Source organism: Luteitalea pratensis (assembly GCF_001618865.1).
GTDB classification, from domain to species: domain Bacteria; phylum Acidobacteriota; class Vicinamibacteria; order Vicinamibacterales; family Vicinamibacteraceae; genus Luteitalea; species Luteitalea pratensis.
Genome location: NZ_CP015136.1, coordinates 5551847 through 5566174 on the forward strand (window position 1 = coordinate 5551847; position 14328 = coordinate 5566174).

The following is a 14328-nucleotide window of genomic DNA, read 5'->3' on the forward strand; positions in this document are numbered from 1 at the left end:
GTCCATCCGATGACGGCCTTGCGGTCACGGCGGCCCGGAGTGCGCCGAATCCCTGCATTTCGATGAACAGGCGACGCGGCGAGACATTTGCTGCCGGAAAGGCATGCGACGAGTGGGCCCCCGTGTGTGCGCCAGCGCCCGTGCGGCCGTGGCCCTGGTCATGTGCCTCGAGGCCCGGGCGTCGGCGCACGACGACATACCCACGCCGCTGACGCCGCACCGGATCCTGACGCCCACGACCACCGTCGGCCCCGCGGGCGCGGCGCTGCCACTCGCGTTCGAGCAGGCTGGTGACGATGCAGCCACGACGCGGGCGCGGGGCTACGTCGCGCGCATCACGCGTCTGGGCGCGCAGCTCGTCGTCCAGGATGGAGAAGGGGCCGCACCGCGCACCTGGCGATGGACGCTGGTCGGCGCGAACGCAGATGCGTCGCCCTGGCGGGCCGGCCCGACCGGAGAGGTGCACTACCTGTCGTCGGACGCCGTCGTCAGCCGCGGGCTCCATGCTCAGGTCGGCTACCGCGGCATCTATCCCGGCATCGACGTGCGCTACCGCGGCAACGACGGCTGTGTCGAACAGGATTTCCTCGTCGCGCCAGGCGCGGCGCCCGATCGGATCCGTTTCCGCGTGGACGATGCGGACGCGTCGTTGACGACGACCGGCGCCATCGACATCAGGGTGGCACCCGGCGCCTCAATGAGGCTCGAGCCGCCGCAGGCATGGCAGGTGGCGGCCGACGGCGGCACCCGTCGCGTGCCCGTCGCCTTCCGGATCGCAGGCGATGGCGTCTTCGGGTTCACGCTTGGCGCCTACGACGCCGCTCGCGAACTGGTGATCGACCCGGTGTTGACCTACTCGGTGGCCATCGGTGGCAACGGCGTCGAGGAAGCGACGGCGGTGGCGCTCGATGCCCAGGGTCGCATCTACCTGGCCGGCTACACGTCGTCGACGGACCTGCCCTGGGCACGTATCGGCGGCGCTGGCGGCAAGGGTGACGTGTTTGTGGCACGACTCGATCCGACCGGCCAGTTGGTGCAGGTGCTGGCCTACTTCGGCGGATCGGAATCGGACAACGTGCGTGGCCTCGCGGTGGACACGGCAGGACGCATGCACGTGGCAGGCATGACCCTGAGCCGCGACTTCCCCGTCGTCCAACCGCTCGCCGGCATGCAGACTGCCCCGGGCGCGGCGAACGCCTTCGTGGCCACCGTGGCAGCCAACGGCAATGCCCTTGACTTCTCCACATATCTCGGCGGCAGTGAGGCCGACGAGGCGCACGGCATCGGCGTCGCGCCGGACGGCGCGCTGGTCGTCGCCGGCGAGACGCGCTCGACCGACTTCCCGGTGCGCAATGCCCACCAGCCGGTGGCCCAGGGACTCGACGGCTTCGTGACCCGAATCGGCGGCGACGGCACGCTCGCCTGGTCGACGTACCACGGCGGACAGGCCAGCGACAGCCTCTTTGCCGTCGCCGTGGACAGCACCGGGGCAGCCGCGGTCGTCGGGACGAGCAACTCGGCGGACTATCCCGTGCAGCAGCCGTCACAAGCGCGGAGCGGCAATTTCGACGCGACGGTGTCGCGCTTCTCGGTCTCGGGGACCCTCATCTTCTCGACTCTGCTCGGCGGCACCGGGCACGAGTCCGCGCACGCGGTGGCCGTCGACGCGGGTGGCGCCATCCACGTCGGCGGCAGCACGACGTCGGCCGACTTCCCCGCCACCAACACGTTCGGACCGGCCGGCACGAGCATGGATGCGTTCGTCGTCACCTACGCATCGACCGGCCCTCGAGGCGCGTCGTGGCGCATCGGCGGCAGCGGCATCGACCGCGCCCGCGCCATCGCCGTCGATGCGACAGGGCTGTACCTCGCCGGGCAGACGGCGTCGGCCAATTTCCCGGTCGTGCGTCCCGTGCAGGTCGGCGGCGCCGGCAATGGTGATGCCTTCGTGGTGATGCTACGCGGTGCGTCGATGGTCTACGCCACGTACCTCGGCACGAGCGGCAACGACGACGCGACGGGGCTGGCGGTGGATGGCGTGGGCCGCGTGGTGGTGACGGGCATGGTCCAGGCCATGGGGTCGGTGAATCACGGCCCGACCGATGCCTTCCTCTACCGGCTGTCGAGCGGCGACGAGACCACCGATACCGACAACGATCAACTGCCCGACGCGTGGGAGACGCAGTTCAACCTCGACCCGAGGCTGAGCGACGCCAACGGCGACCCGGACGGCGACGGACTCACCAACCTGCAGGAGTACCAGCAGGGCACGCACCCGCTGGGACGGCACACGCGCTACCTGGCCGAAGGCGCCACCATCGGGCCGTTCGAGACGCGACTGGCACTGTTGAATCCCAACGCCGCGCCGGCGGCCGTGCTGGTGCGGTTTCTCTGCCAGCGCGCATGCGGCGTGCCTGATATCCCGGGGCAGGACACCATCGTTCGCCGCCTCCTGACCCTCGCGCCCTTCGCGCGCGGCACGCTGGATGTCTCGACGGTCCTGGGCATGGCCGACGAGGAGTTCGCCACGATTCTCGAGTCTGACCAGCCGGTGGTCGCCGATCGGACGATGACCTGGGATGGCAGCGCCTACGGCAGTCACGCCGAGACCGCGATGACGGCGCCTGCTTCCAACTGGTACCTGGCCGAAGGCGCCACCATCAACGGGTTCCGGCTCTTCTACCTGCTCCAGAACCCGAATCCGGTCGAGGCGAATGTCACGATCGAGTACCTGCTGGGGCGAGGGCTCAAGCCGGTCACGCTCACCTACCGCGTGGCGCCGCAGTCGCGGGCGACCCTCGACGTCTCGACGCAGCACCCGTCGCTGCGCGCCGCCGAGGTGTCCGCGCGCATCTCCACCGATGCGGGCACGCCGATCCTGGTCGAGCGCGCCATGTACCTCAATGCGGGCGGCCGGCTGTTCGGCGCCGGGCACGCAAGCGCCGGCATCACGACGCCGGCGCCGACGTGGTCGTTCGCCGAAGGGGCGACAGGTCCCTATTTCGACACCTTCCTGCTGATCGCGAACCCCTCGAGCGACTCGCTGTCGGTGCGCGCCACGTTCCTGCTGCCTTCGGGGGCGACCGTGCAGCGGACCTACGAGATCGCGGCCAAGAGCCGCTTCAACATCTGGGTGGATCTGGCGGCGCCGGAACTCGAGAACACCGCGGTCTCGACGGTCCTCGAGTCGGTGGACGACCAGCCATTCGTCGCCGAGCGCGCGATGTGGTGGCCGGGCCCGACCGCGTCCAGCTGGCGCGAGGCGCACAACTCGCCAGGCTCGCTGTCGACGAGTGCCTCGTGGGGATTGGCCGAGGGCATGCTCGGCGGACCGAACGCGACCGACACGTACCTGCTGATCGCGAACACGTCGCCCGTCGACGGCGTAGCCCGCGTGACGCTGTCGTTCGAGGACGACGGCGCGCGCGTGGCGCGCGATTACCCGGTGGCGGCGCACAGCCGCGTCAACGTCCCGGTGCGTGACGACTTCCCGCAGGCGATGGGCCGCCGGTTCGGCACGCTCGTCGAGAGCCAGGGGATCCTCCCCGCACAACTCGTGGTCGAACGTGCCATGTATTCCGACTCCGGAAAGGAACGCTGGGCGGCTGGCACGAACGCCCTGGGCACGCCACTCGGCGCGGAACGCGTCATCATGATCACGCCGCAGGGAATCACCCCGCGCGTGCTTGTCGTGTCGCCAGGTGAACAGGTCACCGTGCGCAATCTCGACACCGCGCCGCACCAGATCTTCTCCGGGCCTTATCTCGAACGCTCGACCTGTCCGGCCATGAACCAGGTCGGCTATCTCGCGCCCGGAGAATCACGCGCGTCGGGCAATTTCAGCATCGCCGGCACGTGCCCGTTCCTGGACGACGTCCGGCCGGGACAACAGTTGAATCGGGAGTTCCAGGGATACGTCATCGTTCGCTGACGGCTGCAGTCTCAGGCGTCAAGTCTCAGGTCTCAGGCGCGCCTTTCGAATCCCGAGACCCGAGTCCCGAATCCCGCCGCTGCGGAGCCATGGCAGGTGCTGTAGCCTGTCGTCATGCGGCAAGCCATTCCTGACTGTGGCACTCGACGACGCGGTGTGGCGTCATCGCGACAGCGCGGCATCACCGCACTGCTCGGCACGTTGGTGACGGCCGGCGCGTGGCTCGCCGCGCAGGCACCTCCGGCGCCGCGGGTGCCGACGTTCCGGAAGGTCATCCTCGATGGGGCGTTCCGTGCCGAAGGCATCGCGCTGGCGGACGTGAATCGTGACGGCCGCGTCGACGTCATGGCCGGCAATGCGTGGTACGGGGCGCCGCTGCCCGAGGCCGCCACCACCGCGGGCGCGTGGGCGCGACACGAGATCGCGCCTCTCGAACCGTTCGACGCCCCCACCGGCTTCAGCAATGCGTTCCACACCTTCGCGCTCGACGTCAATGGCGACGGCTGGCCAGATCAGGTGGTGCTCGGATACCCGGGCGAGCCGGCGTCGTGGCGCGCGAATCCGGGGCCGCGCGGTGGCGTGTGGCGGACGCATCCCGTGTCGTCGTCAACGGGCAACGAGTCGCCCGCGTTCGCACGACTCGTGCGTGGCCGTGGCCCCGTGCTGGTGATGGGTGTCGACGAGCAACTCGGCTGGCTGGCGCCTGCGGCGTCGCCATTCGTGCCGTTCACCTTCCACCCGATCAGCGAGCCGAAACATCCGACCGCCCAGCGCTATGCGCACGGACTCGGCGTCGGCGACATCAACGGCGACGGACGCGCCGACGTGGTCAGCACGAAGGGATACTGGGTAGCGCCGGAGACACCAGGGGACATGCCGTGGCCCTTCACCGCGGCCGACCTCGGGCCGGACGCCGCGCACATGGCCATCTACGACGTGAACGTCGATGGCCTGGCGGATATCGTTGCGAGCGCGGCACACCAGGTAGGCGTGTGGTGGTTCGAGCAGAAGCAGGCAAGCGGCACGCGGACCTTCGTCAGTCACGAGATCGACGCGTCCTTCTCGCAATCGCACGCCCTCGACGTGGGCGACATCGACAACGACGGCATCGCCGACGTGGTCACCGGCAAGCGACGATGGGCGCACGGCCCGACCGGCGATCCACAACCCAATGCACCCGGCGTCCTCTACTGGTACCAGCCACGCCGATCCGGGACAACGGTGAGCTGGACCAAGCACCTGATCGACGACACGTCCGGCGTCGGCAACCAGGTCGTCCTCGGCGACGTCGACGGCGACGGCCGGCTCGACGTGGCGAGCGCAAACAAGCACGGCGTATTCGTGTTTCTTCAGCGATGATTCGCCGTCACCTCATCCATGACGGCGAGCGCGTGGTCGATCTCCTCGTCGGTCGTGTAGAAGTGCGGCGCCATGCGGATACCGGCGTTCGGACGGTGGTCGATGATCACGTCGCGGGCGATGAGATCGGCGGCCACGCGCGCGCTGTCGGGCACGTCGATGGTCACCGTGCCGCCCCGCCGGGCATCCTCATCGGGAGTGCGCAGCCGCCAGCCGCGCGCGCGCGCATGCTCCAGGATGCGGCGTGTCTGCCGCAATGACTTGTCGCGAATCGCCCCGACGCCAATCGCGTTGACGATCCGGTAGCCCGCCTGCGCAATCGTCCAGGCTGCGACGTTGGGCGTCCCGGAAGCGAACCGCTCCCCGCCATCGGCGTACACGATCGCTCCGGTCTCGAAGTCGAACGGCCGCGCGTGGGCGGCCCAGCCCGTTGCCGCCGGCGCCAGCGTCGCGGCCACATCCGGCCGCACGTACAGGTATCCCGCACCCGGCCCGCCGCACAGCCACTTCACCGATCCGCCGACGGCGAACTCGACGCCGAGCGCGGTGAGATTCAGCGGGATGGTGCCGGTGGCCTGGTAGACATCGAGCACCACGGGGGCACCGACTGCCCGCGCGCGCTCGAGGATCGGCGCCACGTCCGTGATCGAGGAACTTCGGAACAGCACCAGCGAGCAGCAGACGAGCGCGGTCCGATCGTCGATCAAGGGCCGCCACGCCTCGGCTGGTTGCGTGAGCCCGTCCGGAGACTCGACGTACACCACGTCGGCGCCATGACGGCGCCAGCCTTCGAACACGTAATGGTTCGTCGGGAAGTCGAGGCGGGGCGTGACGATGCGTCGCCGGGGCCCGGTGAAGTCGAGGCCGGACACGATGACCGACTGGGCAACCGACACGTTCTGCACCATCGTGACCGAGCCAGCTGGCACGCCGAGCAGGGGCGCCAGCATGTCGCCGGTCTCGCGACTTGTCTGCCACCAGCCTTCCGACCACGCGCGTACGCCACGCGTGTCCCACGCGTCGAGGAAGCGGGTGGCCTGCGTGCGCGCCTCGCGCGGCATGGCGCCGAGCGAATGACTCACGAGATACGTGCAGGTCTCGAGGATGGGGAACTCGGCGCGCCAGGGGAGCAACGCGTCGGTCATCCGCCACCGCCAGGGCCATGGGGGTCGGGTCGGGCGCTCTCGAGCGACGGCGGCCGATCCTGCGTGTAGGTGGTGATGTCGTGGATGCGAGGCACGGCCGGGTCAGCATCCGCCGCGACTGCGGCGAGGTCAAGCACGTAACGCGACGGTGAGCCCTCGGCCGCCAGCGTTCTCCTGGGCCACCTCAGGCGTTTACACTCTAGAGCTTCAGTCGACCGCCATACGTCTTGCACGTGCTCGGGCAAGACGCGACCGGTCCATACGTCCCGTGCAAATGTCGCGCCCCCGTACTTGCGTGCTGGCCTCGTGCCTGTTGATCGCCACCAGCGTGGCGGCGTTCGCCCAGTCGACGGCTCGCCTGATCGTCGATCAGTGGCGCGTCGAGGACGGGTTGCCGCAGAACACCATCACCAGTCTCGCGCAGGACGAGCGCGGGTACCTTTGGATAGCCACCCGCAAGGGCCTTGCCCGCTTCGACGGAGCGCAGTTCACGCCCGTGACGCGCGTCGGCACCATGGACCTGGGGAACCTGCGGCTGACCGCGGTCCTGCCAGATGGCGACGGCGTCCTGTGGGTCAGCACCTACGGATCCGGCGTGCTTCGGGTCGCGGGCGGCGTCGTCACGCGATACGGCGAGGCCGAAGGCGTGCCGGACGACATCGTCTGGGACCTGTACCGGGATCGCCAGCGGCGCGTGTGGCTGGCGTCCTCGAGCGGTGCTCGCGTCTTCGACGGACGGCGCTGGCAGGCGCCTCCCTTGCCTGCCGACCTGGCCGGCGATGGCGTGAATGCCGTGTTCCAGGCACGGAGCGGCACGATGTGGTTCGCCACCTCGCACCATGGCGCGGTCAGCGTGGACGGCACGGTCGTCGGACGCTACTCGATCGAGGCCGGGCTGCCGAGCCCCATCGCGACATCAGTGGCCGAGACGCCGGACGGCGCGATCTGGGTGACCGGCGCGCGCGGCGTGAGCCGCATCGACAACGGGGTCGTCACCACGTTCGGGCCAGACGACGGCTTGCCCGTCGAACGGGTCCTGCAGGTGCTCGTCGATCGGCGCGGCGTCGTGTGGATGGCCACCCATGGCGGCGGGCTGGTGCGCTACGACGGCGCGCAGTTCACGGCGTTCCGGCGCAGTGACGGCCTGAGTTCCGATTACCTGATCTCGCTCGCGGAAGACCGGGACGGCGCGCTCTGGGTGGGCACGCTGGCCGGGGGCCTGAACCGGCTGGCCCCCGCGGCCCGCGAGTTGCTCGACGTGCGCTCGGGGCTGCCACCGTTCCCGGTCACCACTGTTTCGCAGGTGGCCACGACCCTCGACTGGTGGATCGGCACCTACGGCGGGGGGCTCGTCAGCCTGCGTGGCGGCAAACTGCGCACCCTTACGACCCGTGACGGCCTGCCAAGCAACGCCATCACCTCGGTGGCCTGTGACCTGGACGGCAGCGTCTGGGTCGGGACGAACGGCGGTGGCGCCTTCCGCCTGCAGGAGGGCCACGTCGTCGAGCACCTTGGCCCGGAGGTAGTGGGCGCGACGTTGCGGACCATCGAGGTGTCCAACGAGGCCGTCTGGTTCGGCGGCAACGGCGTGGTCCGCTACCAGAAGGGCGTGATCCGCCGATTCGGCAAGTCCGACGGCCTGCGCAGCAACGAAGTCCGCGCCATCTACGCCCTGGCCGATCGGACATGGGTCGGTACTTACAGCGGTGGGCTGCAAAGCATCGAGCGGAATGGCCGGATCGTCAGCTGGGGCGAACGTGAAGGCCTCACCAACCCGTTCGTGACGTCGCTGCAGCACGACCGCACGGGCACGCTATGGATCGGCACGTACGGCGGTGGCCTGTTTCGCCTGCAACACGGCAAGATGTCCTCGATCACGACCAGGGACGGGCTGCCCGACGACGTGGTCTTCGACGTGCTGGAAGACGATGCCGGCCGCTTGTGGCTGACGGGCACGCAGGGCCTCGCCGTGGTCCGCATTGCCGACGTGCATGCCCGGATGGACGGCCGCGGCGGCGTCCTGTCGGTGGCGCAATACGGGCGTGCGGAGGGCGTGCCCGGTACCGATGGCACAGACGGCAACCAGCCCCTCAGCTGGCTGGCCAAAGACGGCCGCCTCTGGTTCGCGACGGTCGACGGTGTGGTCATCTTCGATCCGACGGAGGTCGCCGATACGCCGGCCGCGCCGGCGGTGAGCATCGACACGGTGCAGGTGAACAAGGCGCGCGTGGAACTGTCCGCCCTGGTCAGCCCGCTCCCGGCACGCAGCATCGACATCGCGTACAGCGCGCCGCGCCTGATGGGGGGCCGCGCCGTCCAGTACGAGTACCGCCTCGTCGGCCTGGACGACGCATGGGTCGATGCCGGGGCGGCCCGCACCGCGTCGTTCACGAACCTGTCACCGGGTGGTTACCACTTCGAGGTCCGCGCGCGGGCCCATCGAGGAGCGCCACCAGGGACGGCGCGCACGCTCAGCTTCCAGGTGCCGGCCCGCTTCTACCAGACCGGATGGTTCCTGGGGCTCGCCCTCACGGCGATGACCCTGGTCATCGTCGGCCTCGTGCGGTTGCGGATCGGGCACTTGCGGCGGCACCAGCAGGACCTGCAGCGCCTCGTCGAGGAACGCACGGCCGCCCTGCGGCACGAGATGCAGGAGCGGGAACGGGCCGAACGTGAGCGGCGGGCGCTCGACGATCGAATCCAGCAGGCGCAGCGCCTCGAAAGCCTCGGCGTGCTGGCCGGCGGCGTGGCGCACGACTTCAACAATCTGCTCGTCGGCGTCCTCGGCGAGGCCAGCCTTGCCCTCGCCGATCTGCCGGCGGGCTCGTCGGGGCGCAAGCACGTCGAACGCATCGAGCGCGCGGCGTTGCGGGCCAGCGAACTCACGTCGCAGATGCTCGCCTACTCGGGACGAGGCCGGTTCATCGTGGTGCCGGTGGCGCTCGAGGAACTCGTCGAAGAGGTGCGTGAGCTACTCGGGTCGATCATCCCGGCGACCGTCACCGTCAGCCACGATTTTCCGCGATGGCTGCCGATGATCGCGGGCGATCCTTCGCAGTTGCGGCAGGTCGTGATGAACCTGCTCACCAACGCCGCCGAAGCGACTGGCCGGGACGGGGGGCAGATCCGCATCTCGGCCGGCACGCGGACGTTGCGCCCCGGCGAGGCCGCGACAACGCATCAGCCGGGAGTGCTCGGCCTGGCACCAGGCGATTACGTGTGGCTCGAGGTGCGCGACTCCGGCGCCGGCATGGATGCCGAGACCCTCGACCGCATCTTCGATCCGTTCTTCACCACCAAGCCCGCGGGACGCGGCCTGGGGTTGGCCGCAGTGCAGGGCATCGTACGAAGCCACGCTGGGCGGATCCTGGTTACGAGCGAGCCAGCGGTCGGGACCACGTTCACGCTGCTGTTCCCCTGCATGCGTAACGCGTCCGACGCTCCGCCGAGGCGGACCGAGCGGGGACGCGAGAGGCTCGCGAAGCCAGTGGTCGCCACGAGCGTCGAGGCGACGCATGGCACCGGAGTCGCTGGCGCGGTGGTCGCGCCACACGTACTGGTCGTCGACGACGAGCGACTCGTGCGCGACGTCGCGCGCGTGGCTCTGCGCCGAACCGGACACGTCGTGACCGAGGTCCCCACCGGCGAGGAAGCCGTGGCGACGTTCAGCGAGCGTCCCGGAGCGTTCGACGTGGTGGTCCTGGACCTGACGCTTCCGGGCATCCAGGGACGCGCCGTCCTCCAGGCCATGCGCGAGGAGCGACCGCATCTGCCGATCGTCCTCACCAGCGGCTACACCGCCGAAGAGGCAGGGGATCTCACGGCTTCTCCCAGCACGGTGTTCCTGCAGAAGCCGTGGCGCCCCGAGCAGCTGGTGCATTGCGTCCGCGAGTTGATGGCGGACGCGGCGGCGCGCCCGGTCGAGCCGGCCTGACCTGCATGCTACGATGACGAGGTGTCCGCTGGGGGTCCGGCTTGGCTGGATTCCTGCCGATGGCCCAGGGCCCCTGGCCCCTTCCCGCGCATGAGCACAGTAGCCCCCCTGCACGTCATTCGCCCGCGCCAGCCCAAGCCCGAGTGGCTCAAGGTCAAGGCGCCGGGCTCCGAGAACTACCTGCGGCTCTCGAAGCTGATGCGGGGTCTCGGCCTGAACACCGTGTGCGAGGAAGCGCGCTGCCCGAACATCGGCGAGTGCTGGCACCACGGCACCGCGACGTTCATGATCCTCGGCGACGTCTGCACGCGCGCCTGCGGCTACTGCGCCGTCGCACATGGCAAGCCCGCGACCCTCGACCTCGATGAGCCGCGCCGCGTGGCCGACGCCGTCAAGGTGCTCGGCTTGAACTACGTCGTGATCACGTCGGTAGACCGCGACGACCTGCCGGACGGCGGGTCCGGCATCTTTGCCGAGACGATCCGACGGACGCGGGCGCTGTCGCCCGCGTGCCGCATCGAGGTCCTGATCCCGGACTTCCAGGGCAAGGCCGACCAGTTGTACACCGTGCTCGACGCCGGGCCTGACGTGCTGAACCACAACACCGAGACCGTCCCTCGCCTCTACCGCAAGGCGCGCAGTGGCGGCAAGTACAGCCGGACACTCGAACTGCTGCAGCGCGCCAAGGCGTACGCTCCGCGGATCCCGACCAAGACCGGACTGATGGTTGGCCTGGGCGAGGAGAAGCCCGAGCTCGCCGAGGTGTTCCGCGACCTGCGCGGCATCGAGGTGGACATCCTCACGCTCGGGCAATACCTGCGGCCCACCGAGTCGCACCTCGAGATGACCCGCTACTACACGCCCGACGAGTTCCGCGAGTTGAAAGCCATCGCGCTCGGCCTCGGATTCGGACACGTGGAGGCGGGTCCGCTCGTGCGCAGTTCCTACCACGCACACGAGCAGGCCGACAGCCTCGCGCAGGCCGCCGCCGGCGGCTGTCGCTAGCGCACCGCACATGCCCCGGGCGTACCCTGCCCAACGTCCCGTACCGCAGCGGCTGCGTGCCGCCCACGCTGCCATCATCGAGTGCGATGCGTGCCCGCGGCTGCGCACGTACTGTCGCGACATCGCGACGATCAAGCGGGCGGCCTTCCGCGACGACACGTACTGGGCGCGCCCCGTCCCGGGCTTCGGCGACGCCAATGCCAGGCTGCTCGTGCTCGGCCTCGCGCCTGCTGCCCATGGCGCCAATCGCACCGGACGCGTGTTCACCGGCGATGGCGTGAACGCATCGGGCGACTTCCTGATGCGCGCGATGATGGCCGGCGGCTTCGCCAACCGCGCGACGTCGCAGCATCCCGATGACGGCCTCACGCTGATCGATGCCTACGTGGCCGCCGCGGTGAGGTGTGCCCCTCCGGACAACAAGCCCACGCCCGAGGAGGTGGACACCTGCCTCGCCCACCTCGAGGCCGAACTCGCGGCCCTGCCCCGCATCCGCCTCGTGGTGGTGCTCGGACGCATCGCGTACGACGCGTTCCGTCGCCTGCTGGCACGCCGCGGAGTAAGGCTGCCAGCCGCTCCGTTTGCACATGGTCATTGCGTGGACTGCACCGGACTCGGCGTGCCGAGCGTGCTGCAGTCCTACCATCCGTCTCGCCAGAACACCCACACAGGGCGCCTCACGGACCCGATGCTCGCCGACGTCTTCCTCGACGCCCGGCGCCGCCTCGACGCCGGGCATACGTAACCGCGGATCGGGAATCGCGGATCGCGGATCGGTGTGTAGATACGTAACCGTGAGGCATCCAAATCATGGCCGTCGTGACGAACGGAGAGCGCGGAACGCCGAACGCTGCGGGACATGTATGTGTAGGCGTCGAGCTTGCTCGACGCTTTACCGCGCTCGTCCGTCGACCAAGGTCGACGGCTACACCCACACGCTGACTCCACGCGCCCGTCAACCTGAAGGTCGACGGCTACGGAACTATCTCCCGATCGGCGATTCCCACTCCCGACTCCCGACTCCCGACTCCACCCGCGATCGTGAATGTAGCCGTCGGACTTGTCCGACGGTCGTGGCGTCTCACGCGTTCACGGTTTGTCTGGCGCGAGTCGCCTGCTCGCGGCGCAGGACGCTGCGACGAAAGCCATGGAGCGCGTACACGACCAGCCGACGACCATCCAGATCACCAGGCGCTCCCAGGTCTCTCGCGGCAGGCTCGTCGTCAGCCAGAGGCTGACGATGACCGACAGGAGCGGCAGCCACGGCGCCCACGGGACGGGAAACGGCAGCGGCGAACTCGGCATAGCAGAGACCGGCGAGTGCGCTCGCCAGGCTTGCCAGTCCCATGGCCAGCCAGCGACGATGGCCGGGCCCGTGTGTGCATCGGCGACCTGGCCGGTGAGCACGAAGATGCCGGCGCCGATGACCGCGCCGATGCCGAGCGACAACAGGTCGCCCCGGCCCAGCACGCGCGGCAGCGCGGGTCCGTCGTCTCCATCGGCACGGGCGTGCAGGCGAGCGAGCGGGACGGTGATGAAGAGCGACACGTGTCCTCCAGCGGATCGGCGGCGACGGGATCTGCCGCGGTAACATGGCGCTCAGGCGGTGGCGGCCGGCGCGCCGCGCAGGACACCCGTCCCGCGTCGGTCCCGTGAGGGCAGCGTGCCCGAGTGGCCGCGGGCACGTCCTGAAGATCGCTGCAAGGTGTGCTCAAGTTTGCGTTGAAGACGTGATGAACCAGACCTGCGACCGGGCGGCCGTCCGCTTCGGCCCGTTCCTGTGCGAACCCATCAACGGCCGCTTGCTGCGTGCCGGCGCCGAGCTCGGCGTGCCGCCGCGGTCCCTGGCCATCCTGGGCTGCCTCGTGCAACGGCCCTGCCGGCTCGTCACCAAGCAGGACCTGCTCGACCATGTCTGGAAGGACGCCTTTGTCACCGACACCTCCCTGTCTGAGGCCGTGAGCGTGCTCCGGCAGGCGCTCGGCGACGACGCGCAGGAGCCAAGCCACGTGCAGACGGTGCCGCGCCGCGGCTACCGCGTCGAGCCCGCGGGCGACCCGTTGCCTGTGGGACAGCAGCTGGCCAGCGAATCGTCCCTGGCCGTGTCGGCTGACGGGCGGCTGATCGTCGGGGTGCTCGTCGTGCGCCAGCAGGCGCCGGTGGCGCTCAGGCCGCTGCCGGTGGTTCGCTGAGGTGGCGGCGCTGCTGCCTGGAGACGCGCTGACGTTGTGCAGCGCGGCGCTGCTGATCGGCCTCTCGAAGGGCGGCATCGGCGGCCCGCTGCCAACGATGCTGGCGACGCTGATGATCAGTCACCGCGTGAGCGTCGCCACCGCGGTTGCGCTCGCGGTGCCGATGCTGATGGTGGGTGACGCCTTCGCGCTCTACACGTACTGGGGCACATGGGATCGCAAGCACACGTGGGCGCTGATTCCTGCCGGTGCCGTCGGCGTCGGCATCGGATTGTTCCTGCTGCGGGGCTTGCCCGACCGCTCGCTGCGCGTCGGCCTCGGTGTCGCCGGGCTCGTCGTCACGGGCTACAAGATCTTCAGTCACTGGCGCGGGCACGAACACCACAAGCATCGCTCGTGGCACGGACCGTTGGCCGGACTGCTGTCGGGCACCGCGTCGGCGATGCTCAACGCGGGCGGTCCGCCGATCACGTCCTACCTGTTGCTGCAGCCGATGACGCCGACCGTGTTCATGGGCACCAACACGTTGTTCTTCGCGACCATCAACCTGCTCAAGCTGCCCGGCTCGCTCGCCGCCGGCGTCGTCGCACCGTCGGCGCTGGCGTGGTCGATGGCGTTCTGCCCGCTCGTCGCGATCGGCGTCTTCCTCGGTCGCTACGTCATCAGGCGCATCGATGCCAAGGTCTTCGATCACATCATGACCGTCGTCCTGGTGATCGCGTGTGCCTGGCTCATCGCCACGGCGTTCATTTGACCACCGGC

General features: G+C 69.6%; 9 protein-coding genes. 7 read left to right on the plus strand and 2 right to left on the minus strand.

Annotation, left to right across the window (positions count from 1 at the left end):
* The first annotated feature begins 112 nt into the window (after window positions 1–112).
* Window positions 113–3931, plus strand: coding sequence for a DUF7948 domain-containing protein (locus tag LuPra_RS23305; RefSeq protein WP_162472808.1), 3819 nt, complete (start codon window positions 113–115; stop codon window positions 3929–3931).
* Window positions 3932–4087: 156 nt separating this feature from the next.
* Window positions 4088–5290, plus strand: coding sequence for an FG-GAP repeat domain-containing protein (locus LuPra_RS23310; RefSeq protein WP_157899573.1), 1203 nt, complete (start codon window positions 4088–4090; stop codon window positions 5288–5290).
* Here the strand turns inward: LuPra_RS23310 and LuPra_RS23315 are convergent.
* Window positions 5281–6435: an aminotransferase class V-fold PLP-dependent enzyme gene (locus tag LuPra_RS23315; protein ID WP_110172978.1), complete on the minus strand. Its 1155-nt coding sequence runs from the start codon at window positions 6433–6435 to the stop codon at window positions 5281–5283. The two genes, LuPra_RS23310 and LuPra_RS23315, sit on opposite strands and share 10 nt — an antisense overlap.
* Window positions 6436–6730: 295 nt before the next feature.
* On the opposite strand from LuPra_RS23315, the gene LuPra_RS23320 reads away from it, so the two are divergent.
* The 3 genes from LuPra_RS23320 to LuPra_RS23330 all read left to right on the plus strand — a co-directional run bounded on the left by LuPra_RS23320 (window position 6731) and on the right by LuPra_RS23330 (window position 12119).
* Window positions 6731–10369: a two-component regulator propeller domain-containing protein gene (locus LuPra_RS23320; protein WP_162472809.1), complete on the plus strand. Its 3639-nt coding sequence runs from the start codon at window positions 6731–6733 to the stop codon at window positions 10367–10369.
* Between the two features lie 90 nt (window positions 10370–10459).
* Complete coding sequence (gene lipA / locus LuPra_RS23325) at window positions 10460–11374, plus strand: lipoyl synthase (RefSeq protein WP_110172980.1); 915 nt, start codon at window positions 10460–10462, stop codon at window positions 11372–11374.
* Window positions 11375–11384: 10 nt separating this feature from the next.
* Window positions 11385–12119, plus strand: a complete 735-nt coding sequence (locus LuPra_RS23330; protein ID WP_110172981.1) for a uracil-DNA glycosylase — start codon at window positions 11385–11387, stop codon at window positions 12117–12119.
* A 344-nt stretch (window positions 12120–12463) separates the two neighbouring features.
* Here the strand turns inward: LuPra_RS23330 and LuPra_RS23335 are convergent, their stop codons facing one another.
* On the minus strand, window positions 12464–12922 hold the full coding sequence (locus LuPra_RS23335) for an amino acid permease C-terminal domain-containing protein (RefSeq protein WP_110172982.1): 459 nt from the start codon (window positions 12920–12922) through the stop codon (window positions 12464–12466).
* 185 nt (window positions 12923–13107) lie between these two features.
* Between LuPra_RS23335 and LuPra_RS23340 the strand changes: the two genes are divergently transcribed.
* Together LuPra_RS23340 and LuPra_RS23345 are read left to right on the plus strand one after the other, a co-directional pair.
* Complete coding sequence (locus LuPra_RS23340) at window positions 13108–13566, plus strand: winged helix-turn-helix domain-containing protein (RefSeq protein ID WP_157899574.1); 459 nt, start codon at window positions 13108–13110, stop codon at window positions 13564–13566.
* A gap of 1 nt (window position 13567) precedes the next feature.
* Entirely contained in the window at window positions 13568–14320 is a 753-nt protein-coding gene (locus tag LuPra_RS23345) for a sulfite exporter TauE/SafE family protein (protein WP_110172984.1), read from the plus strand.
* Window positions 14321–14328: the final 8 nt, after the last annotated feature.

Coding starts and splice junctions, on each gene's coding strand:
- lipA (WP_110172980.1), top strand. CDS start 10,460: ATGAGCACAGTAGCCCCCCTGCACGTCATTCGCCCGCGCCAGCCCAAG.
- LuPra_RS23330 (WP_110172981.1), top strand. CDS start 11,385: ATGCCCCGGGCGTACCCTGCCCAACGTCCCGTACCGCAGCGGCTGCGT.
- LuPra_RS23315 (WP_110172978.1), bottom strand. CDS start 6,435: ATGACCGACGCGTTGCTCCCCTGGCGCGCCGAGTTCCCCATCCTCGAG.
- LuPra_RS23340 (WP_157899574.1), top strand. CDS start 13,108: ATGAACCAGACCTGCGACCGGGCGGCCGTCCGCTTCGGCCCGTTCCTG.